Origin of the sequence: Salibacterium halotolerans (genome assembly GCF_900115625.1) — a bacterium.
GTDB classification, from domain to species: Bacteria; Bacillota; Bacilli; order Bacillales; family Marinococcaceae; genus Salibacterium; species Salibacterium halotolerans.
The window spans coordinates 22,912-45,765 of record NZ_FOXD01000026.1 but is presented as its reverse complement, the minus strand read 5'-3'; the positions used below and the strand labels follow the sequence as shown (position 1 = coordinate 45,765).

The 22,854-nt window shown below is 49.5% G+C and carries 22 protein-coding genes; 16 read left to right on the top strand and 6 right to left on the bottom strand.

Annotated elements, in window-relative coordinates:
- The first annotated feature begins 96 nt into the window (after nt 1-96).
- From BM124_RS16175 to BM124_RS16155, 5 genes are all read left to right on the top strand, one after another.
- Entirely contained in the window at nt 97-1,140 is a 1,044-nt protein-coding gene (locus BM124_RS16175) for a hypothetical protein (RefSeq protein WP_093339079.1), read from the top strand.
- A gap of 132 nt (nt 1,141-1,272) precedes the next feature.
- On the top strand, nt 1,273-1,506 hold the full coding sequence (locus tag BM124_RS16170) for a hypothetical protein (RefSeq protein ID WP_093339077.1): 234 nt from the start codon (nt 1,273-1,275) through the stop codon (nt 1,504-1,506).
- 41 nt (nt 1,507-1,547) lie between these two features.
- On the top strand, nt 1,548-1,796 hold the full coding sequence (locus tag BM124_RS16165; RefSeq protein WP_093339075.1) for a hypothetical protein: 249 nt from the start codon (nt 1,548-1,550) through the stop codon (nt 1,794-1,796).
- Nucleotides 1,797-1,943: 147 nt separating this feature from the next.
- A complete protein-coding gene (gene mntA, locus BM124_RS16160) occupies nt 1,944-2,267 on the top strand; it encodes a type VII toxin-antitoxin system MntA family adenylyltransferase antitoxin (protein WP_093339074.1) in 324 nt (107 codons plus the stop codon).
- Nucleotides 2,243-2,644: an HI0074 family nucleotidyltransferase substrate-binding subunit gene (locus BM124_RS16155; protein ID WP_093339072.1), complete on the top strand. Its 402-nt coding sequence runs from the start codon at nt 2,243-2,245 to the stop codon at nt 2,642-2,644. Before mntA ends, BM124_RS16155 begins: the two co-directional genes overlap by 25 nt.
- Nucleotides 2,645-2,671: 27 nt before the next feature.
- Here the strand turns inward: BM124_RS16155 and splB are convergent, their stop codons facing one another.
- On the bottom strand, nt 2,672-3,700 hold the full coding sequence (gene splB, locus BM124_RS16150; RefSeq protein WP_093339070.1) for a spore photoproduct lyase: 1,029 nt from the start codon (nt 3,698-3,700) through the stop codon (nt 2,672-2,674).
- Nucleotides 3,693-3,950, bottom strand: coding sequence for a transcriptional regulator SplA domain-containing protein (locus tag BM124_RS16145; protein ID WP_093339068.1), 258 nt, complete (start codon nt 3,948-3,950; stop codon nt 3,693-3,695). The genes splB and BM124_RS16145 overlap by 8 nt, the downstream gene beginning before the upstream one ends.
- Before the next feature lie 140 nt (nt 3,951-4,090).
- Here BM124_RS16145 and BM124_RS16140 point away from each other — a divergent pair, with 140 nt between their 5' ends.
- Nucleotides 4,091-4,951: an ROK family protein gene (locus BM124_RS16140; RefSeq protein ID WP_093339067.1), complete on the top strand. Its 861-nt coding sequence runs from the start codon at nt 4,091-4,093 to the stop codon at nt 4,949-4,951.
- Between the two features lie 42 nt (nt 4,952-4,993).
- On the opposite strand, the gene BM124_RS16135 is transcribed toward BM124_RS16140, so the two are convergent.
- Entirely contained in the window at nt 4,994-6,811 is a 1,818-nt protein-coding gene (locus tag BM124_RS16135; protein WP_093339065.1) for a UbiD family decarboxylase, read from the bottom strand.
- Nucleotides 6,812-6,951: 140 nt separating this feature from the next.
- On the opposite strand from BM124_RS16135, the gene BM124_RS16130 reads away from it, so the two are divergent.
- Nucleotides 6,952-8,121, top strand: a complete 1,170-nt coding sequence (locus BM124_RS16130) for a TraB/GumN family protein (RefSeq protein WP_093339064.1) — start codon at nt 6,952-6,954, stop codon at nt 8,119-8,121.
- A gap of 364 nt (nt 8,122-8,485) precedes the next feature.
- Here BM124_RS16130 and BM124_RS16125 read toward each other — a convergent pair whose 3' ends face one another.
- Nucleotides 8,486-8,845 carry a hypothetical protein gene (locus BM124_RS16125; RefSeq protein ID WP_093339062.1) on the bottom strand — a complete coding sequence of 120 codons (360 nt, stop codon included), beginning with the start codon at nt 8,843-8,845 and terminating at the stop codon, nt 8,486-8,488.
- A 141-nt stretch (nt 8,846-8,986) separates the two neighbouring features.
- Nucleotides 8,987-9,409: a DUF4064 domain-containing protein gene (locus BM124_RS16120; RefSeq protein WP_093339061.1), complete on the bottom strand. Its 423-nt coding sequence runs from the start codon at nt 9,407-9,409 to the stop codon at nt 8,987-8,989.
- Nucleotides 9,410-9,557: 148 nt separating this feature from the next.
- Between BM124_RS16120 and BM124_RS16115 the strand changes: the two genes are divergently transcribed.
- The gene (locus BM124_RS16115) at nt 9,558-10,511 is read left to right on the top strand and encodes an LLM class flavin-dependent oxidoreductase (RefSeq protein ID WP_093339059.1); all 954 of its coding nucleotides are present in this window, start codon (nt 9,558-9,560) and stop codon (nt 10,509-10,511) included.
- A 23-nt stretch (nt 10,512-10,534) separates the two neighbouring features.
- Nucleotides 10,535-12,250 carry an S-layer homology domain-containing protein gene (locus BM124_RS16110; protein WP_093339058.1) on the top strand — a complete coding sequence of 572 codons (1,716 nt, stop codon included), beginning with the start codon at nt 10,535-10,537 and terminating at the stop codon, nt 12,248-12,250.
- Nucleotides 12,251-12,350: 100 nt separating this feature from the next.
- Here BM124_RS16110 and BM124_RS16105 read toward each other — a convergent pair whose 3' ends face one another.
- Nucleotides 12,351-13,556 carry an ROK family protein gene (locus BM124_RS16105; RefSeq protein WP_093339056.1) on the bottom strand — a complete coding sequence of 402 codons (1,206 nt, stop codon included), beginning with the start codon at nt 13,554-13,556 and terminating at the stop codon, nt 12,351-12,353.
- Between the two features lie 178 nt (nt 13,557-13,734).
- Between BM124_RS16105 and uxaC the strand changes: the two genes are divergently transcribed.
- The 7 genes from uxaC to BM124_RS16070 all read left to right on the top strand — a co-directional run bounded on the left by uxaC (nt 13,735) and on the right by BM124_RS16070 (nt 22,766).
- Entirely contained in the window at nt 13,735-15,132 is a 1,398-nt protein-coding gene (gene uxaC / locus BM124_RS16100) for a glucuronate isomerase (RefSeq protein ID WP_093339055.1), read from the top strand.
- A 21-nt stretch (nt 15,133-15,153) separates the two neighbouring features.
- The gene (gene uxuA / locus BM124_RS16095; RefSeq protein ID WP_093339053.1) at nt 15,154-16,197 is read left to right on the top strand and encodes a mannonate dehydratase; all 1,044 of its coding nucleotides are present in this window, start codon (nt 15,154-15,156) and stop codon (nt 16,195-16,197) included.
- 3 nt (nt 16,198-16,200) lie between these two features.
- Nucleotides 16,201-17,055 carry an SDR family oxidoreductase gene (locus tag BM124_RS16090; protein WP_093339051.1) on the top strand — a complete coding sequence of 285 codons (855 nt, stop codon included), beginning with the start codon at nt 16,201-16,203 and terminating at the stop codon, nt 17,053-17,055.
- A gap of 50 nt (nt 17,056-17,105) precedes the next feature.
- A complete protein-coding gene (locus tag BM124_RS16085) occupies nt 17,106-18,140 on the top strand; it encodes a TRAP transporter substrate-binding protein (protein ID WP_093339050.1) in 1,035 nt (344 codons plus the stop codon).
- A gap of 386 nt (nt 18,141-18,526) precedes the next feature.
- Nucleotides 18,527-19,045, top strand: a complete 519-nt coding sequence (locus BM124_RS16080) for a TRAP transporter small permease (RefSeq protein ID WP_093339048.1) — start codon at nt 18,527-18,529, stop codon at nt 19,043-19,045.
- Nucleotides 19,046-19,056: 11 nt separating this feature from the next.
- The gene (locus tag BM124_RS16075) at nt 19,057-20,355 is read left to right on the top strand and encodes a TRAP transporter large permease (protein ID WP_093339047.1); all 1,299 of its coding nucleotides are present in this window, start codon (nt 19,057-19,059) and stop codon (nt 20,353-20,355) included.
- 14 nt (nt 20,356-20,369) lie between these two features.
- Nucleotides 20,370-22,766 (top strand): glycoside hydrolase family 31 protein, encoded by a 2,397-nt coding sequence (locus tag BM124_RS16070; protein WP_244504376.1) that lies wholly within the window; start codon nt 20,370-20,372, stop codon nt 22,764-22,766.
- Nucleotides 22,767-22,854: the final 88 nt, after the last annotated feature.

Below are 22,854 nucleotides of genomic sequence, written 5' to 3'. Positions count from 1 at the left end.
GAGGTGGGAACACGCGTATCTGGTTATCATTGATAGGATAGAAATTCGGAGAAAACAAGAGCATGTGGAAGAATAATTAATTACAAAGAGGGAGGAATGGCTGTTGTGTTTAGTCTGATCGCTGTTGTAACGGCGGGGCTGGCCGCGGCTGGAGGAATGGTGGAGTCCCAGGAAGAAGCGAAGCCATCTTTCACTGGCGAATACAGCGTGGCGTCGGACGGACGCATCGCGTATGTGATGGAATCAAGCGGCACACAGACGCTGTATGTCAAAGAACGCGGAGCGGAACGTTCAGGCATTTACACGGCGGAAGAATCAAAGAAGCTGTGGAGTCCGGCGTTCAATGAAAACGGGGATGTGTCTGTGATTGAAACGACCGGGTATCCGGAAGGAGGGCCGGGTGAACAGGAATTTCAACTTGCACACAGCGATGTTCTCAGGGTTTCTGCGGAAGGCGGAAAGAAAGAAACTGTGCTCCAGGCGAGGGGGGTTCTTACAGTCCTCAAGAAAGACCCCGCCCATGAGCGCTTGATCGTCAAAGGTATTCACGTCAGCACGCAGGGGAAGCCCGAAGAAGGCTTCAAGCCAATGGAGTCCGGGTTATATACGCTGAAACCGGACGGCGCCTTTGAAGAAATACGAACGTTTGATACGTACAGCCCGGGTTCGCTGAGTATATCAAGCGATGGCAGCAAGATGCTCATGATATTGCCGGACGATTACAAAAACGCCACCCCGGAGTCGATGTTTGAGTCCGTCCAGCGGATTTACGAAATGAACATCGCCGAACCCGGACAGTTAAGCCTTGTTCCGCTTAAGCACAATGATATACCGGTCAGTGAAGTCGTGCAGCTGGAGAAAGAAAACAAACTGCTCGTCCAAACGATTATGAACTACGGCGAAGGGGACCCGTTGTTCCAGTACGACATGGTAACCTTTGACCGCGCCGCCGGAGAAAAAGGGGAGCGTCTCGGCATCAACGAATCCGTGCAGCATGCGCAGCTGAATCAGGGAGAAAGCGGCATGTATTATATTAAAGAGAAAGACCGGCAGACCCAGCAGCAGCGTTATGAACTTTACCATTATCATCTGGAAAGCGGCGAAGAAGAAAAAATCGAGCTCACCCCGCAGAGTTCCTGACCCTTTGGCAGGTTGTGCAAGGGGTTTCTCTGCAAGCTGTTCATCGGGCTGTTCACTAGTGAACAGCCCGGTATTCGTATATGGTACAGCATGTATTGGTAAGATACCTTATCAGCATCGGAGGTTATCCAAATGCGGGAACCGTCGGCTTTTTTTATTGTCTATTGGATGTTGTTTTTTCTTGGTCTTGTTCCCTACATAATGATCGCGGGGCTGGGTTCTAACTTCAGCACCGCCATAGTTTACACGACGGTGAACAGTGCTGGTGCTGTTGTCATTGCTGTCACCGCAATCAAAAACAAACGTCTCGTTCTGTTGAGTGCTCTGCTGTTTCTAAGCCCGTTTTTACTTCTTATTATAATGTAGGTGAACGGACGTTTCATAAACTGTCAAAGGAGACCCTCTTAATGAACAAACAGGTAGTTTTTCAAACCATGTATTGGATCGCGTTTATAATCGGCTCGGGTTCCTGGTATTATGTTTTTACGATGGATTATGGTATTGTATATACAATAATTATCACTTTTTTTACTGGTATATGGGCTGTTCTCGTTGCTGCAGCCGCTCTTAAAAACAAACTTCTCATCGTATTAAGTGTTTTAATGTTCTTAAGTCCCTATCTACTATTTGCGTTCACCCTCTTGTTTTTAAATTAACGTAACTTATTGGTTCCGGTACAGTCTGAAAAACGGGAAAGAAGAGGAATCGAGCCTGCCCCGTACCACTTCTGAGCGCTTCCGTCCGCAGCAGTTAAACCTGTGGGTGTTATGGTATAATGAACAAAAAGGAAAGGAAGATATTCGATGGAGCATTATTCTGCCGGCCGTGATGCCATTCTTTCTTCTTTAAAAAAGGTTGTTACACAAGAGTTGGACTCCCGTCATGTCCGTGTTTATCTTTTCGGTTCATGGGCGAAAGGAACAGAGAAACAGAGCTCGGATATAGACTTGGCGGTTGAAACAGAAAAAGATCTGGATGCTTCAGCATGGAATCGTCTGCTTGAGGCGATCGAGGAGTCTACAGTTCCTTATCATGTGGATGTCGTTGATTTACAATCTGCCGATCCGGCGTTCACCCGGCAGGTGAAAAGGGAGGGTTTGGTATGGAAAGATTTCACCAACGTCTGATATCAGCGGAAAAAGCGGTTTCTTCTTTCGGACAAATTGCTGGGTTAAAGGAACCATCCGACATTGAAAGGGACGCGGCGATACAGCGCTTTGAGTATTCTTTTGAAGCCTGCTGGAAAACGGCCAAACAATATTTATACGATATAGAAGGACTAGATATCGGCTCCCCCAAAGGTGTTATCCGCGGCTGCCGCGATGTCAAACTATTCAATGATAAAGAAACAGTCACCGCTCTGAATATGGTTAACGACCGCAATTTAACCACGCACACGTATAATGAAAGCGTGGCAGAAAAAATCTATGCTGATATAGAAACCTACTATCACTTATTAAAGCAGTGGGTGGAGCGGATGAAGCAGAAAGTAAATGAAAACTAGTACGATCCAGTATATTCCATTCTGGGATTACGTAAAGTAGTCCAGTGAGGCTTCTGGAAAATAAGACGCAATATAAGAACCGATGGTGTCTTTCATGTCTTCCTGCTCCTCATTCGTATACACGTATTTCCCTATGCCGTAGCGGCCCCATTTCCATTTCCGCTTCGATTCATCGAGCTCGAGTTTTGTCATAGGATAGTTTTTCTGGATAACCCGCTTAGCCGGTTTCGTGAACCGGTGCTGAATCATTTCAAACGTAAGGTCCTTTCTCGCGTCAGCGGGGAGGGCCTTGTTTAGTTTCTCCATCATCTCCCGGTATCCTTCTTTCCATCCCTCGTGCAAGTAGATGGGAGCGATGATGAAGCCGAGGGGATAACCCGCCCGGGCGGCTTTCACAGCAGCTTCGATTCTCTCATGCAGCCGCGACGTTCCGGGTTCAAAGTATTTAATGACATAATCGCTGTTGATGCTGAAGCGAAACCGGGTTCGGCCGTTATGCTCGGCATCGAGAAGATGGTCGATGTGGGCAAATTTCGTCACAAACCGGAGCTGCCCGTGCTCGGTTTTTCCAAAGTACTCAATCGCCTGTTTCAGTGTGTGTGTCAGGTGATCCACCCCGACGACATCCGAGGTGCAGGACGCTTCGAATCTCGTCGGCTCGGGGGCACGCTGCTGCATATACTCTTCGGCGGATTCAAGAATTTCATCCACGTTCACGTACGTCCGAATATACGGCTTATCTCCCATCGTCGTCTGGAGGTAACAGTAGTGGCAATGGCCCATACAGCCTGTGACGAAAGGAATCGCGTATTCTGCAGATGGTTTCGATGTATCGAATTTCAACGTTTTCCGGATGCCTATAACGAGTGTCGATTTGGCTGTACGGTACCGCTGAAAATGATTGTCGCCCGGAAGGTTGCGGACCTGATTGTGGGATGTCGTATGCCTGATTTCAATTCCCATATTCTCAAACTTTTGCTTGAGCTCTTTTCCGAGAGGATACTCCAGGGCACGCGGTTCGACATAAACGAGTTCCGGTACAAAAGGTTTAACCATAATACGTCGTATCTTCCGGCGTTCCGAATGCTTCCATGTAATCCTGCTGCGCTTCTTCCATTGTTCCATACACCGCAATGTCCTCCGTCAGCGGATAATACGTCTCATATAGAAAAAGCGCAAGCTCCCCCGGCGCTTCCGGGTTCTCCACCACCGCTGCTTCCTGCACATTGGCGACTCCCTGAACGTGGGGGTTGCGGATCATGACATAAACAATATCGCCTGGTACGGCTGATTCAAAAACGGACATGCGTATCACCTGCTTTGGATTAGTTAGGGATATTGTTACCGACAAAAGGCGGTATTATGTACAAAATAATAGGGAGGAGGTGAAAGGGCGTTCGTAGAAAAAGAAAGGGTACAGAAAACAACAGCAGGGAGGAAACTTCTATGTATTATGGAGCTATAGAGGCCGGTGGAACAAAGTTCGTCTGCGCGGTCAGCAGAGGCGGTGCCGGAATTGAAGCCCGCACGAGTATTCCGACAACGACCCCGGAGGAAACACTGAAGCATGTCTTTGCTTTTTTTGATTCTTACACTCTGACTTCCATGGGGATCGGTTCATTCGGTCCGATCGATGTGAACACGGATTCCGATACATATGGCTCTATCACCAGTACGCCGAAACCGGGCTGGGGATTTTTTGACTTTCTCGGAGAAATAAAGGACAGATACAACGTCCCGACCGCCTGGACGACCGACGTAAATGCCTCGGCATACGGGGAATTTAGAGCAGGGGAAGCGGAAAAGTCGGGAAGTTGTGTGTACCTGACAGTCGGGACCGGTATCGGCGGCGGTGCGGTCGTGGACGGGAAAGTGCTGGAAGGCTTCGGACATCCCGAGATGGGGCATATTCTCGTGCGGCGGCATCCGGACGATAAATACGAAGGAAACTGCCCGTACCACGCCGACTGTCTCGAAGGAATGGCAGCCGGCCCGGCCATTGAAAAACGGCACGGGCAGACAGGGGACAGGCTCGCCGCCGACGAGAAAGTGTGGGAGATTGAAGCTTATTATCTCGCGCAGGCCCTCGTTCAGTACACCCTCATTCTGCGCCCGGAAGTGTTTATTCTCGGCGGCGGTGTCATGAAGCAGACTCAGCTGTTCCCGCTCATCCGCCAGGAGTATAAGCGCCTTTTGAACAGCTACGTAGACACACCGGACCCCGAAACCATGATCACAGCCCCCGCGCTCGGCGATGACGCCGCTGTGACAGGTTGTCTGCTGCTCGCAGCCGAAGCAAAAGCGTAGTGTCCTTCCTTTTATTCTCGGAAGTAAGGGCACGCCGTGGTTTTATCTTTTCAGATTCCCATATTTATCGAAGAACCGCTCGATGTGTTTTTCGACCTCGGAATCCGGAATGAGCGGCGGGGCGTGGTGCGGTTTGATGCGGGCGTCGATAATCATCGTGTCGCAGCCCCAGTGCTTGTTTTCATAAAAACTGTTCACCCCGTGGATGTCGTGGGACGGGTTGCTGCGGGTGAAGGCTGCCCAGAGAAAATTCCGAAGCGATGCGGTGAGAAAGTCACTGTCGTCACAGATAACAATCATCGGGCACGATGGCAGTCCGCCTTCTGCTTCCACCGCCTCCGCCAGTCTTCGGCACTCCGCCGCGGCGGTTTCTTCATCCCTGTAGGCAGGACCTTCTACCGCGACAGCCCCCGGCATGATCAGCGCAGGACTCATAAAACCTTCCGCTTCCGCGGCAACAGCAGGGACCTGGGTGCAGAGGTCCCGTTTTTTATCGCCGTACGCCGCGATAACGACTTTGCTTCCGCGGTTCAGCCCTTCGCCGGAATAATCGAGCGTGTCGATGGTGGTTTTCGTTTGAAAATGAAGATCCCGGTGCAGGTCGATCCGCTCCAGAATATAGGTGAGAAAGTCGACCTCGTCATGGGTATCCAGTTCCCGTTCCAGTTCTGCTGTAATGAACAGGTATTTCGCGAGGCTCAGCTGCCCGGTGCCTAAGATGCGGTTCGCGATGGTGAGCAGTTCAGTCGGCTGCTGCACGTCTTCAAACGGCAGATACCGTTCACTCCCTATCGCAAACAACAGAGGATGCACGCCGGCCGCATCGACGGCGTGTACTTCCTTCACGCCCGGGATTTCCTGTTTGACCGCGTCTCCCGTGATCTGGTGAATAATGTCGCCGAACGTCGTATCTTCCTGCGGCGGCCGGCCGACGACGGTGAACGGCAGGATGGCGTCCTGTTTCGCGTAAACTTTGTGAACGTGAAGGACCGGGAACTCATGCGTGAGGCTGTAGTAGCCGAGGTGGTCTCCAAACGGCCCTTCCGGTTTTGTCTCCCCGGGGTACACATCACCGGTGATGACAAAATCAGCGTCATGGCTGATGCAGTACCCGTCGATGTAGCTGTATTGAAAACGCCGCCCCGAAAGCAGCCCCGCGAACGTCATCTCCGGCAGTTCTTCCGGAAGCGGCATGACGGCGGACAAGGTGTGCGCCGGCGGTCCGCCGATGAAGATGCTGACTTTGAGCGGTTCGCCGCGCCGGACCGCTTTATCCTGATGGATGCCGATGCCGCGGTGAATCTGGTAATGCAGACCGGCTTCTTCGTTGACGCGGTAGTCGTTGCCGTCCAGTTGAATCCGGTACATGCCGAGATTGGAGTTCATAATGCCCGGGTTGTCCGGATCTTCGGTGTACACCTGGGGCAGCGTAATGAACGCTCCGCCGTCTCCCGGCCAGTGCTGGATAAACGGGAGATCCGTCAGCTGAATTTCTTCGAACCCGGGGTTCTGCCTCTTTTTGGACGGAAGCGCATTTACCGCTGCCAGTCCGCTCTGTATGTTCCGCAGCGGATGCTTCAGCGCTTTCATCGGATCATTGCGGAGAGCGACGACATTCTGCGCCCGGTCCCAGGTTTTTCGGAAAATGAACCGGCTCCGTTCCACCGATCCGAACAGATTCGACAGCGCCTGGTAGGAGGACCCTTTTACATTTTCAAAAAGAAGGGCAGGGCCGCCTTGTTCGTACACATGCAGGTGAACCGCCGCCATCTCAAGGTATGGGTCGACTTCTTCGGTAATCCGTATCAAATGACCGTGTTTTTCAAGATCTTCCACACATTCTTTCATATTCTGGTACATACGCCGCCTGCTCCTATCGTTATGTATTTGCCCTCTGTCTTCATTCTAATGGAAACGGTCTCTGAAAAAAACAGGGCAGGCTTTATGCCCCTCAGATATGATAAGATAATAGTATCCATTTTGCAGAAAGCAGGTACATTATGACGGCAGAACGAGAAAACGTGACACGGATTCACGTAGATAATAAAGAAGTGGTGCTTGTTGGTACCGCCCACGTATCAAGACAGAGCGCTGAGCAGGTGAAAGAAGTCATCGAGGAAGAACAGCCGGATTCGGTTTGTGTAGAGCTGGATGAGAAACGGTACGAGTCAATGTCCAACCGGGATGAATGGAAGAACATGGACATCTTTAAAGTAATCAAGGAAAAAAGATCTTCGCTTCTTCTTATGAACCTCGCCATCTCCTCTTTTCAGAAGCGTACCGCCAAGCAGTTCGGCATCCAGTCCGGACAGGAAATGAAGCAGGGCATTGAATCCGCCCGGGAAAGCGGAGCGGACCTTGTGCTTGCCGACCGTGACATTCAGATTACGTTCGCAAGAATCTGGCAGAAAGTTGGTTTCTTTGGCAAAGCGAAGCTCTTAATGATGATTATCTTCAGTATATTCAACAACGAGAGCATAACCGAAGAAGAACTGGAAAAAATGAAAAATCAGGACATGCTGCAGTCGATGCTGCAGGAACTCACGCGTAGTTTTCCAAGGCTGAAAAAACCGTTAATTGATGAACGGGATCAATATTTATCCCACAGAATAAAAAACGCACCGGGGGAGAAAGTGGTCGCGGTGCTCGGCGCCGCCCATGTCCCGGGGATAAAAGAAGAGATATATAATGAGCAGGACCTCGGGGAACTCGAGCACCGCCCTGTCAGCAAGGCGCCGAAAATCATTGCCTGGGCCATCCCGCTTCTCGTTATTGCCGTTATTGCCTACACGTTCTATGCCAACCCATCAGCGGGGCTCCAGCAGACGGTAAGCTGGCTTGTTTGGAACGGATTGTTTTCGGCTCTTGGTGCGATTGCGGCTTTAGGCCATCCGCTTACGATTCTCACCGCCTTTATTGCAGCGCCGCTCACGTCGCTCAACCCGCTTATCGCAGCAGGATGGTTCGCGGGGCTGATGCAGGCCTACATCCGCCGGCCGAACGTGGCGGACTTTGAACGACTTTCCGACGATGTGCACAGCGCCAAAGGATTCTGGAGCAACAAAGTAACCCGGATTCTGCTCATCGTCGTACTGGCCAATGTCGGCAGCACCATCGGAACCATGATCGGCGGCGCCGACGTCCTGCGCCTGTTTTTTGAGAATCTATAATAAGGGAGGAGCTGTGTCCTGAAGGATGCAGCTCCTTTTTTGCATGCAAAAAGCCGGCATACGCCACCTATGCCGGCATAACGTCCAATATAGAGTGATACATAAAACGACAAAAGCCCTTCCTTCTCTTTCGTCCTTGCGGTCCTTAAACCGCTCCAGTGTGAATTGATCTACTGCTGTATCTTCTGTTTTCGTTTCATTCATCATTGGGTTATCAGCATGTTGAAATGAATGAGGAGAGGGTGTGTAGATGAGGGAATCTACATTTTTTGTAGAGTAGGTATGAGGAACAGTATTAAATTATACCTTCTCCTCGCACCGACGTCAACAACTTTTTAATACCCGACGGAAGCGGCCCCTAAACCTACATGGACCGGGAAGAAGAGCAGGAGAAATAGTAATGGATTTCTTCTTTGTCGTCATGCGGCACCACTTTTCCCTGGATGTGCTTCGGTTTGTTGATACCGGTCAAAAGTATCGTCGTGTCACCGGGCTGTGATAGGTCCATACAGGTCTGAATGGCGTGCTTTCTGCTTAGCGCGGTATTCACATTGTGCAGATCGACCGAAGGAGGTAAGGCGTAGTACATCGTGTCGACGACATCGCCGGGATCCTGCCATCCCACCTGCTCGGCACCCAAAACGATGTGATCGCTCGAAGCATCGAGAGCCGCACTCATGCGTGCCGCTTTTTCAAGCCCGTGCAGTCCAATCCCGTTCACCATCGTAATAAGACGGTCTTCTGCAATAAACTGCGAATTGTTTTTTCGGGCGGACTTGTGTCGAAAGCGGGCGGAAATTTGTCGATTACGGGCGAAACAGCATTAAATACAAGCGGAAACCAGTCGAAAACGAGCGAACGCGGCTCAGGCCGTCTTCGGTTTCCGCAGCAGAAACATCAATCCTGCGACAAAATAGAGCAGGGCGGGCAGAAACGGCACAATCAGCCACCAGAAAATGAGCACGGTGAGCCCTGTACCTGCGAGAAGAAAAATGCCGGACATGATGTCACCCGTACGCCTGAGCAGGGCAATCACCCCAACAGCGGCAACGAGCAGCATCAACCCGGTGTGCATCCCGTAGTTAATGGACTGAGCCTGTTCAAAGAACGTTTGAAATTGCTGCTCCGGAATATCCTGTGCCGGGTTTTGCTGCATGGATTGATTGAGAAACGTTTCGAAATCGGTATTGGTAATAACTGTCCCAAATAGAAAAACAAGCCCCGACCCTATGACAAATAAGACGATGCCGCAGATCGTAAGAATTTTTTCCGGTTTTCTATGTTTCAATCGTCATTCCTCCCAGTTCATTGATGATATACCTGTATCATATCATCTGCTCCGTGTCGTTTCGAGATAGACCTCTGCAGTGATGCGGCGGGAATGAAATTGGTGTATAATAGCGGGTGATAGAATCATGACGGAAAGAAGGACAATCATGAGATTAAGTATTCTGGACCAGTCTCCGGTCCTGCCGGGCAGAACGTCAAAACAGGCGCTCGAGGATACGGTAGAGCTGGCACGGATGGCTGATCAGTGGGGGTTTGCCCGCTTTTGGATAACCGAACATCACGATATCACCGGCATTGCAGGATCCGTTCCGGAAGTGCTGCTTCCTCTCATCGGATCCCGGACAAGCACCATCCGAATCGGCACAGGAGCTTTGCTGCTGCCGCATTATAAACCATTTAAAGTTGCCGAAATACATAATATGCTGGCGACGCTTTTTCCAGAACGGGTGGATATCGGCATTGGACGGGCTCCCGGCGGATCCGCGGAAGCCGCGGGTGCGTTATCCGACAACTTTTTACAGAATGTTGGCAGGATGCATGAGTTGACGCAGGAGCTGCTCCAGTTCCTGGAAGACGATTATCCTTCACCGAATCCTTATGCGCCCCTGTCCGCTTCTCCGGTGCCGGACACAGCTCCGGTGCCGTGGATGCTCGGTACGAGTAAAAAGAGTGCGGTACTTGCAGCTGAACTCGGTACGGCTTACGCCTTTGCCGCCTTTATGAGCGACAATGATGCTCGAGAGATTATTCTCAAGTACCGGGAGCACTTCACTCCCGGACGCCTGGTGGAGAGGCCGGACGTGATTACGGCGGTATCGGCGGTATGTGCGCCGGATGCGGAACAGGCGGAACGGACGGCCGATGAAACGTGCCGCTGGAATGTGAAGAAGGATAATGCCGCTCCGGTGACGAAAGAGGAAGAGAGACAGATGGAAGCCATGAAGGCAGACATGATCATTGGAGACCCCGGCACGGTTAAGGAACAGCTGGAGGATTGCCGGCAGAAATACGGAGCAGACGAAATCATGTTATTTTCGTCCATTCCATCTTGGGAGAAACGAAAACAGTCCTTCCAGTTGATTGCGGAAGCGACGGGGTAATACGTAAGAAAGAAGGGACTCATATGAAAACGAAAAAAATGGCAGGGGCAGCCGTACTGACGACTACTGTGGCATTCTCCATTCCCGCTGTCGCAGAAGCTGCTTCTTTTTCCGATGTTTCCGAAGGATTCTGGGCCCAGGAGGAAATCAGCTATCTGGCGGGTGAAAATGTAATGAACGGCTACCAGAACGGGGCGTTCGGAGTGAACGATGCCATCACCCGTTCCCAGGCTGCCCGCACGCTGGCTCGGATTCATAGTCTGGATACAGCTGATCCGGAGTCTGTTTCATTCAGCGACGTAGAAAAGTCGGACAGCGCGTACCCGGCCATTGCCGCGGCGGTGGAAGCAGGCTATTTCGCGGACACGGAGGCGTTTCATCCGAATGAACCGCTCACACGCGCGCAGATGGCCGCCATTTTGACCCGGTCATATGATCTGCAGGGAATGAAATCGGTGGATTATAGAGATGTGCCTCAAGGATACTGGGCAGAAGGGCAGATCAGCGCCATCGCCGCACACCGCCTCACCACAGGATACGACGATCTGACATTCCGGCCGTCCGAGACCGTTACGCGTGCCCAGTTCGGAGTGTTCCTCGCCAGGGCGGAAGACGAGTCATTCCGCGCGCCTTATGCTGTGCTGCCGCAGAAAGAAGCAGATGGTGTGTATTATCCAAAGGTTAACGGCTTGAGTGTTGACGTGGAAGAAACCATAAATCAAACGTTTGAAGAGCAGGCAGAGCAGGCTGCCGAGCGCCGCCGGGAAGTAGTGAGGCTTTCAGAACAGGAGCCGGATAAACACCTGGCAGAAGCCTATGAATACCGGCAGGACTACCGGGTGGAGAATAACAGCGGTGACTATCTGAGTGTCGTGTTTGAATCGTATGAATTCACCGGAGGCGCACATGGAATGAGTCATCAGACAGCCTACACCTTTGATCCCGGGACAGGGGAACGCGTGCAGCTGCAGGATCTCTTTGATGCAGAAACAAACTACGCTGTTGTATTCAACGAAAGAATACGCTCCGGGGCGCCGGATAACGGAGAATCCTTCGAATTGATTGTCGATTTTGAAGGCGTTGACCCTGCCACGGATCAATTTTATGTGACAGAAGAAGGTCCGGCTGTATATTTTCAGCCTTATGAAATAGGGCCTTACGCTGCTGGCATCCCGACATACACGGTCCCCTGGGAAAACTTCGGAACAGGTGGTGAAAACAGCACGGCCCGCCCTGAAACCCAGATGTTCTCTTTCGACATCGAAGGTATGCAGGAAGAAGAAATGTTTACGTTGATGGATGAAGCCGGTATGCCGTTTACAACGTACGTGCCGCAGTACTTTGATGTAGAAAACACCTCCTCTGGTGCTGCAGACGGTGTAGTTGTTTCGGCTGCATTTACAGAAGAGGCGGAACCGACAAACGAACCGGTTTGGCGTTTCATCTCTTCTTCTTATGGTAAAAAAGAAGGAACATCACTGGAAGACATGATTCAAAGTGTCCGCGATTACGCAGACCAGGAGGGCGTAAATCTGCAGCTCGTGGATGAAAACGATAATCCTGATTTCGGGGAATACGAGCTTCGTTTTGAGAACGAGCAGGGTGGCACGTACCGAATTACTATATTGGAACACAACGGAACATTTATGGAGTGGCACCGCCGGTATCCGGTGGAAATGGAAGAAGGCATCGGTGCGCGTGCAGAAGTGCTGAAAGAACAATGGCAGTGGCGCGGATAAAAACGCCTGCCACAGCGTTAAAAGATACATGAAGTTTGGACATATGATACCCGGACAATCCGCGCATGGATTGTCCGGGTTTTTCTGTTTTATGCCTTTTTCAAGACGAGGTGGAACGTTTCGGTTTCAGCATATCTGATTTAAAGTAATGATAATTTACGTGATTCAGCATATTTACACCGAAGAAATTTTTGAGCGCTACGGAAGCACCCCCGAGAGCGCAGGCATCTTCCCCAAGATACGAAGCGCGGATTTCGAGGTAGTTATTGAACTTGGACACAAGTTTTTGTTCCAGGTTTTCAATGAACGCCGTGTTTCCGTTAATGATAGTGCCGTTTAAAACGATTTTTTCCGGGTTGAAGATGTTGATGATATTGTTCAGACCGACAGCGAAATAATCCAGGTATTGTTCCATCACTTCATGATCCGGATTGGTTTGGAGTAGATGCTGCACGGTTTCAAGCGGCGCGTCATCAGGATACCATTCCTTGAGGTGCTGCTGTAACGCTTTTTCTGACGCATACCGTTCCCAGCATCCGTGGTTTCCGCACGGACAGGGGAGGCCTCCCGGTTCGACAATCATATGACCGATTTCCCCGGCGAACCCCTGATATCCGCGGTAGATCTGATAGTTGTTCATGATACCAAGGCCGATTCCTGAATAAAACGTGATACAGAAAAGGTCGGGGATATGTTCATAGTACACTTGTTCAGCGAACACACTTAAATTGGCGTTATTGTCTACATAGACCGGTGTGTCAAAATGTTCTTTCAGCAGGTTTGTAATATGATAATGGGACCACTGCTGTTTCGGCGTATAGACAATTTGATTTTCGTTGCTTACGATACCGTGAATTCCCACTCCTATGCCTACCAGTCCGATAGGTTCAAATTGTCCATTAAACGTCGAGACGGCAGGGGACAGGTAATCCAGTAACTGCTTCATTACCTCATCAAAATCAACTGTTTTCAAAGAAATGCCTTCTTTATGAAACAATTCACCTTTTAAATTACAGAAAACAAAGTGAAGGTTATGTTCGTCAATATCTATACCAACACTGTAACCAGCGCCGCCGTTAATTTCCAGAAGAATCGGTTTGCGTCCGCGTGTTACTGACTCACCTTCTGTCTTTTCGACGACAATTTGTTCATTGATCAACTCACTGACCTGGGCCGAGATCGTTGCTTTATTGAGTCCGGTCTTCCGTGATAGATCACTTCTCGATAACGAGATATTCTTAATGATTTCTTCGATTAGAATTCTCCTGTTCAGCTGTTTAATGTACGTTGCATCACCTGTATCCAAATCGGTTCCTCCTAATCTATTCCTACAGTACTATTATAACAAAAAATGGATGTGAAGGTTTTCGAAAAAATTTTTAAAAATGTCTTGAAAAATGTACCGCTTACATATAGTATAAAATTAATAATTTGTTTAGTAAACAAATAATTTTTGAGCTCGTGATCGGAGAGTGTCTGTATTTATGAAAACGTTTATATCCGACGATTTTCTGCTGGAAGGTGAAACGGCAAAGGAATTGTATCACAACTACGCCAAACAGATGCCGATTATTGATTACCATAACCATTTAGTACCGGAAGAAATTCTGGAAAATAAACATTATAACGACATCGCTGAAATCTGGCTCGCCGGTGATCACTATAAATGGCGGGCGATGAGAGCAAACGGCATCGACGAAGCGTATATCACAGGAAATAAAAGCAGCTATGAAAAGTTTCAGGCATGGGCGGCCACCGTTCCCAAGCTTCTTGGGAATCCGCTTTATCACTGGACCCATCTGGAGCTGCAGCGCTACTTCGGAATAGATCAGCTTCTTGATGAAACGACAGCGCCGGAAATCTGGAAAGAAGCCAATGAAAAGCTGCAGCAGCCTGAGTTTTCTGCACGGTCTCTCTTAAAGCGCAACAATGTGGTGTTCGTCGGTACAACAGACGATCCAGCCGATGATCTGGCGTCGCATAAAAAGCTTCATGACGAACATTTTGATGTCACAGTCTCGCCCTCGTTCCGTCCGGATAAAGGATTACAGATTGAAAAAGATGAGTTTGAAGACTGGCTGACATCGATGGAATCCGCTGCCGGTTTCCGGATCAAGACAATGGATGATCTGCTTCAGGCTTTCTCGGACCGGATCGACTACTTTGATTCTCTCGGCTGCCGCAGCGCAGACCACGGTATTACCGCCATGTTTTTTGAACCTTCCGTGAAAACGGATGCAGAAGCGGTGTTTCAAAAGAAACGCGAGGGCAGGCCGATTGATGAAAAAGAAATACAGCAGTATAAGACATACACCCTGCTCAGTCTGGCTGAGATGTATGCGGCGAAAAACTGGGTGATGCAGCTTCACATCGGCGCTCAGCGTAACAACAACTCGAAAATGTTTGAAAAGCTGGGGGGCGACAGCGGTTTTGATTCCATCGGCGATGATCTGCTTGCCAGACCGCTTTCTCTCTTCCTGGATGCATTGGAAGCAAAAGATGTCCTGCCGAAAACCGTGCTCTACAGCCTGGATGCCCGTGATAATTACATTCTGGCAACCGCTGCAGGTAACTACCAGAATGCTGAAATTCCCGGCAAAGTCCAGTTCGGCACAGCCTGGTGGTTTAATGACCATATCGACGGCATGGAAAACCAAATGAAGATTCTCGCCAATACCGGCCTGATCAGCCAATTTATCGGAATGCTCACAGACTCGAGAAGTTTTCTTTCTTTCTCGCGGCATGAATACTTCCGCCGTATTCTGTGCAATCTGATCGGCAGCTGGGTGGACCGCGGCCGGGCGCCGAAAGATATGGAACTGTTAAAAACGTACGTGCAGGACATCTGCTATTACAATGCGAAACGCTATTTCAACCTGTAAACGGGAAGGAGGGAGAAACGTATGGAAATGAGTTTCCGGTGGTACGGGGAAGACGACCCGGTCACCCTTGAACAGATCCGGCAGATTCCGGATACGCGCGGGATTGTCTCCGCGGTGTATGACATCCCGCCAGGCGAAATCTGGCCTTTGGAGAAAATCGAACAACTAAAGCAGACGGTGGAAGCCCACGAATTAAAACTGAACGTCATTGAAAGTGTCCCTGTTCATGAGGACATTAAAATGGGAGCGCCTTCCCGGGACAAATGGATTGAGAACTATAAAGAGACACTGCGCAACCTTTCCCGGGCCGGCATCCGCACCGTCTGTTACAATTTTATGCCGGTATTTGACTGGACCCGGTCGGAACTCGGTGCATCGCTGCCGGACGGATCGAACTCCCTGAAGTACGATGAAAAGACAGTCGAGCATCTAGATCCGCTCAGCGGGGAATTGACTCTCCCCGGGTGGGACTTGTCCTATCAAACAGAGGATTTGAGAAAAATCATGGATGCCTACCAGTCGATTTCCGAAGAGCAGCTCATGGAAAACCTGATTTATTTTCTGGAACAGGTTGTTCCGACAGCGGAGGAAGAAGGCGTACTGCTTGCGATTCATCCGGACGATCCGCCGTGGTCCATTTTCGGACTTCCCCGTGTCGTAACGAACAAAGAAAATGTGGAATACATGCTGCGCCGGGTCGACAGCCCAAGTAACGGCATTACTTTCTGCACCGGCTCTTACGGCGCCAATCCTGACAATGACTTAAACGGCATTATTGAAGCAGCAAAAGGACGGATTCATTTCGTCCATGCCCGGAATGTGAAGTGGACAGGCTCACGGTCGTTCCAGGAAACTTCTCATTCTATCAAAGATGGATCGCTCGATATGACGGCGCTGCTGCAGAAACTGCATGAAGCCGGATTTTCCGGACCCATCCGCCCCGATCACGGGAGAATGATATGGGGAGAAACCGGACGGCCCGGTTACGGTCTTTACGACAGAGCACTCGGCGCTGCCTATCTAAACGGCATTATCGATACACTTCATGAACAGACAGGAGAATGACACATGGAATTACCTTTTCACGTAGATTTAACAAACAAAACAGCAGTAGTGACAGGGGGCAGCGGCGTACTTGGTTCTGTATTCAGTGAAGCACTCGCTGCCGCAGGCGCAAACGTTGTGGTTCTTGCAAGAAACCAGGAAAAAGTGGATAACGTGACAGCCCGCATCAGGAATCAAGGAGGTGAATGTCTCGGATACAGTGTAGACGTACTGGATAAAAAGGCAATGGAAAAGGTATACGAAGAGGTCAAGGAAACGTTCGGCCCCTGTAATATCTTAATCAATGGAGCAGGCGGCAACCATCCGAAGGCAACAACAACAGGGGAGAGGTTTGCACCGGAAGATCTGCAGGATGAAAACAACCAGACCTTTTTTGATCTGGACCCGCAGGCAGTGAATGAATTGTTTCAGCTGAATTACCTCGGCACACTGGTTCCAACACAGGTTTTTGCACGCGACATGGCTGTTCTGGATGAGGAATCCGCTATCATCAATATTTCGTCCATGAATGCTGTACAGCCGTTAACTAAAATACCGGCATACAGCGGGGCAAAATCGGCGATTAGTAATTTCACCCAGTGGCTTGCGGTTCACTTCTCTGCAGCTGGTGTACGGGTGAACGCGATGGCACCGGGATTCTTCCAGACAGAACAGAACCGGGACTTATTATTTGATAAAGACGGACGCCCAAGCGAGCGTGCCGGTAAAATCCTGTCTCAGACACCGATGGAACGGTTCGGGACGCCCCAGGACCTCGTCGGCACACTGCTGTGGCTGGTGGACGAACGCGCATCCGGATTTGTAAATGGCATTGTCGTACCGGTGGACGGCGGATTCTCCGCTTACTCCGGCGTTTAAGAGAATCAAATCAATCTTATGAAAAGGATTTCAAAAAGGGGAGAGTAAACATGAAAAAGTATATCAAAGCAATTGGTATGGGCAGTCTGCTTCTATTTGGCGCAGCATGTGGAAACAGCGGCGGAGAGACGTCAGGCAGTTCAGGAGAAAGCAGCGGAAGCGGATCATCGTCAGGCAGCGAACAGAACCTGCGTCTGGCTCACAATCTTGGCGAAGATCATCCGGTGCACAAAGGCCTGGTGGATTTCAAAGAGCGGGTGGAAGAGAATTCGGACAATATGAGCGTTCAGATCTTCCCGAACGGCACCCTTGGTTCTGAAAATGAAGTGCTGGAACAGGTGCAGAACGGCGGTATTGATATGACGAAAGTATCAGCCGGAGCTCTTGAAAACTTCGCTTCGGAATATGCTGTGTTCAGTCTTCCTTATATCTTCGAAGACCAGGAACATTTCTATAAAAGCATGGAGTCCGATGCGGTACAGGAGTTGTATCAAAGTACAGAAGATCAGGGATTTGTCGGTCTGACGTATTATGATTCCGGCGCCCGCAGCTTCTATACGAAAGATACGCCTATTAAACATCCGGACGACCTCCAAGGGCTCAAAATCCGCGTGATGGACAGCCAAACCCAGATTGATATGGTGGAGCAGATGGGAGGTTCTCCGACACCAATGCCGTACGGAGATATCTACACCGGCCTGCAGCAGGGAGTCATTGACGGAGCGGAAAGTAACCCGACAGCATTGACGAACGGAAACCACGGAGAAGTGGCAAAAACGTTCTCCTACGATCAGCACACTCGTATTCCGGACATTGTCGTAATGAGCGCAGATACGTGGAACGGTCTTTCCTCCGAACAGCAGGACATTATCAAAACCGCAGCGGAACAATCTACGGAAACCCAGAAGGAAATTTGGGCTGAAACCGTAGAAGAGGCAAAGGCCCAAGCGAAAGAAATGGGTGTAGAGTTCTATGAAGTGGACAAAGAGCCTTTCCGTAAAGCGGTTCAGCCGATGATTGAAGAATACCGTCAGGATGAAGCCGTTGCAAACCTTCTCGATGAGTTTGAAGCACTGCGTGAATAGGACGTTTCCCGAATTCATTGTCCCCGCTTCCGGGGGCAGTGAATTCTCCATTGGTTAACAAAAAAGTTACGTTAGGCTTGAAAACAGACATATCAGAAGTCAAAGGTGAAAACCGGTCTTCCTGCAATTTTTGAAAAGCTCTGCATAAACAGCCTCCTGTCATGTTCGTCGAAAATGTCAGGTCGCATGCCGTAAAAACCTGTTATCAAACATTGGAGGAATCCGGCCGGCTGATCGGAGAACATGTTTAAAATGCTGAAGGCATCATGACAAAAGAAGGCATGGTACGTGTTAAGGAGAACGAAAATGGTATATTAAAACGAAAACCGGCAAGTGCCTCATTTTTTAAAACAGCGATGAAACAGTAAGAATGAAGGAGGTTCTTTATGCTGACCAACATAAAGAAATTCGTGGCCCGTATCGTCATGATTGTTGCTGCGGCTTTAACCGTAGTCATGGTCGCCGGCGCATTTTGGCAGGTATTTACCCGCTACGTGCTGGGAGATCCAAGCACCTATACAACAGAACTGCTGAAATTTATGCTGATGTGGGTGGCGATGCTTGGTGCTGCCTATGCATTCAGCAAAAATGAACACCTGGCGATCGTATTCTTAAAAAATAAGCTCAAAAATAATAAGGCCGTTACTCTGCAATGGCTGATAGATGGATTGGTTATCGCGTTTACGTTAGCTGTTCTTATTATCGGGGGCTGGGATTTGGCCACTTCGACGATGGGGCAGCGCACACCAATTCTTAACATTCCTATGGGGTGGGTATATATGATACTACCTTTGTCAGGAACACTCATTATCTTTTTTCAGCTTATCAATATCAGCGAGCGGAAAAAGGAAATGGCAGAACAGCAGGATAGCAGCGAATCAGACGGAGAAGTCATTAGAGAGTAGGTGAAGGAAGAATGGCCTTACAAGCTGCGATAGCACTATTTGCAACGTTTTTTGTATTATTGGGAATCGGGGTGCCGATTTCGGTCAGTATCGGTATCGCCTCTCTGGCTGCGGGCTTGATTGCAGTGCCTGCTGATATTGTATTGTTTACAGCAGCTCAGAATCTAATAGGTGGCATGAACAGTTTCGCACTTCTTGCCATTTTATTCTTTATTTTAGCCGGAAGTATTATGAATAACGGAGGCATTGCGATCCGTCTTATCAATCTGGCAAAACTGATTGCTGGACGGCTGCCGGGTTCGCTTGCCCATACCAACGTCGTCGGAAATATGCTGTTTGGTTCCATATCAGGGTCGGCGGTGGCAGCAGCTGCTGCGATTGGCAGTGTTATGTCTCCACTTCAGGCCCAGGAAGGGTATAAACGAAGTTATTCCGCAGCAGTCAATATTGCTTCTTCACCTACCGGCTTTTTGATTCCTCCAAGCAGCGCATTGATTATTTTCTCTCTTGTGAGCGGGGGTACATCGATTTCAGCCCTCTTTATTGCCGGTTATCTTCCCGGTATTCTGATGGGACTGTCCATCATGATTGTCGCTTACATTATTGCGAAAAAAGAACAGTATCCGGTAGCGGATCCGATTCCTTTTAGAGAAAAAATCAAAGTAGTACTGGATGCCATCCCTAGTCTATTAATGATTGTCGTGGTTATCGGAGGAATCGTAGGCGGCATTTTCACCGCGACGGAAGGGGCGGCAATTGCTGTTATCTACGCTGCTTTGCTGGCGCTTGTTTACCGCTCCATAAGCTGGAGGGACATTCCTAAAATATTGACAGAAACCGTCTCGATGACCGGTATTGTTCTATTTCTTGTCGGAGCGTCCTCCATTATGTCGTGGGCGATGACGATTACCGGCATACCGGCCGAAATCAGTAATGCCATGCTGAGTATTTCAGAAAATAAATTTATTGTTCTGTTTATGATGATGGTTATTCTGCTGATTATTGGAACATTTATGGATATTACGCCGGCGGTTCTGATCTTCACGCCGATTTTCATGCCTATTGCCACACAGATGGGAGTAGATCCTGTTCACTTCGGTATTATCCTCATCTTCAACCTGGCAATCGGGATTATGACACCGCCTGTTGGAAGTGCCTTGTTCATAGGAAGCAGTGTTGGAAAAGTTTCTATAGAGGAAGTCATTCCGACGCTCGTGAAATTCTTTATTGCCCTTATTATCGCGCTGCTGCTGGTGGTCTACATTCCGCAGATCAGTCTATTCCTGCCGCAGCTGTTGAATCTATTGTAAAGGAGTAGGAGAGCATGAATAAGAAGGCGCATCGTTTCCATTGGCAGTTGGGAGAGGAGACTTCCTCTCTCCGTCTGATGAACGCAGCAGAAGATACAGAAATCCTGATCTGGATCCTGGAAGAAAATATCTTTCGAATATACATCAAAGACCTGAATGAAGAACCGCTGCCAACGTGGAGTGTGGCTCCAGGTATGGAAGATGTTCCTTATGAAGGGCGTAGACGTCTGGACGTCTCGCCGTTCACTAATCCGGTGTATTCCATCAATCAGGTGAATGATGACGAATATGAAGTGCTGACGTCCCGTCTGAAACTGAATATGAAACTGGATTCCCTGCAGTTCATCTGGTATGAAAAACAGAATGGCGTTTGGAGTGAAATCGCGCGCGACCGGGACACCCAAAGCTATAATCTGGATGAAACCCTTGGCAGCGGCAGGTTCCACTACATGAAACGCAAATCGGAGGACATGTTTTTCGGACTCGGAGAAAAGGCCGGTCCGTTAAACCGCCACGGACACCGGTACCGCATGCAGAATATGGATCCGATGGGGTATGACCCTTATTTAACGGATCCGCTGTATAAACACATTCCCTTCTTTATGACAAGAACAAAAGACAGACAGTGGTACGGCATATTTTACGACAATCTATCCACCAGCGTTTTTGACATGGGGAAAGAACTCGATAACTATCACGGATATTACCGTTATTATCATGCAGAGTCCGGACCGCTCGATTATTACATGATCAGTGGACGCGACGCGGCAGAAGTGGTCGAAACATACTCCTGGCTGACAGGGCAGACCGCCTTTTTCCCGAAATGGAGTCTTGGCTATTCCGGGTCGACGATGACTTACACCGATGCTCCTGATGCGCAGGTGCAGATGAACCAGTTTATCCGGGACGCGGAAGCTTATGAAATTCCGTGCCAATCCTTTCAACTTTCGTCCGGTTATACATCGATCGACGGCAAACGATACGTCTTCAACTGGAATACATCCAAATTTCCAGATCCTGCTGCGTTTGCGTCGCATTACAAGGAACACGGCGTGAATCTCTGTGCCAACATTAAACCGGCTCTGCTGCAGGACCATCCGCTTTATGAAGAGCTGCGCGAAAAGGGTTACTTCGTGAAAAACCGCGAAGGCGGTGAAGAAGAACTCGTTCAGTTCTGGGACGATCTCGGCGCTTACATCGATTTTACGAACCCGGACGCGGCAGCGTGGTGGAAAGAAAAAGTGAAAGAGCAGCTGCTTTCCTACGGGATCGAGTCCACATGGAACGACAACAATGAATTCGAGATATGGGACGGTGAATCAAAACTCCACGGGTTCGGAAACGGGATGAAGATGAAAGATGCGCGTCCGGTTCTGTCACTTCTCATGACGAAAACATCCCTCGATGCGCAGAAAGAATACACCCCGTCCGCGCGTCCGTATGCGATCACAAGATCCGGCGGCCCCGGTCTGCAGCGCTACGCCCAGACGTGGTCGGGTGATAACTACACGAGCTGGGATTCACTGAAATACAACGTGCTGACCGGTGTCGGCCTGAGTCTTTCCGGTGTGTACAATTTTGGTCATGATGTCGGAGGGTTTGCCGGCGGTGCTCCGGAACCGGAACTGTTTATCCGCTGGATTCAAAACGGCATCGTTCATCCGAGATTTACCATTCACTCCTGGAATGACGACGGCTCGGTCAACGTCCCATGGATGTATCCGGAGTACATTGAACCAATCAAACGTTTGATGGACTTCCGCGAAACCCTCATTCCTTATTTGTATCAGCTTATGAAAGAGGCGCACGATCACTATAAGCCGATGATCCGTCCGATGTTTTATTCATTCAGTCACGATGAAAAGACATTCGAGGAATCGTATCAGTTTATGCTGGGAAAAGACGTGCTCGTGGCACCTGTTGTTGAAAAAGGAATGGAGACGATTGGTGTGTACCTGCCCGTCAACGGGAAAGGCTGGTACGACTGGCATACAGGAGCGTATTACAACGGTGGACAGACGATAACCGTAGACGCTCCGATGGATCGTGTTCCGTTGTTCGCCCAGGCCGGTTCCATTATCCCGGTCGATTCGAAAGAAGATAAAATGCAGGAGGGCGAGCAGCGCGGCTACCTCTGCTTTCCGCTTCAGGAAAGCGGTGCTGTGCAGCTACGGCATTATGAAGACGATGGCGCGTCGAATGACTATAAAGAAGATGTGTATACCATCAATGAGGTGAATGTACAGACGAGTGGTGCGGACGTCGAAGTGAAGCTGCACTCAAATGGCTCCTACAACCTGTCGTACCGTGACGTCACACTGTATTTCCCGGGTTATATAAGTGGGGAGATCACACTGAACGGCGAGAAGCAAAGCACAAGCGCAGGAGAATATACAATACCTATCAAGTAAACAGAAAGGGCATTATGATTTGATCATAATGCCCTTTTTAAGGTTATGTTATACCGCTGGATGGAGGAGAAACTGCATCATTCGAGTT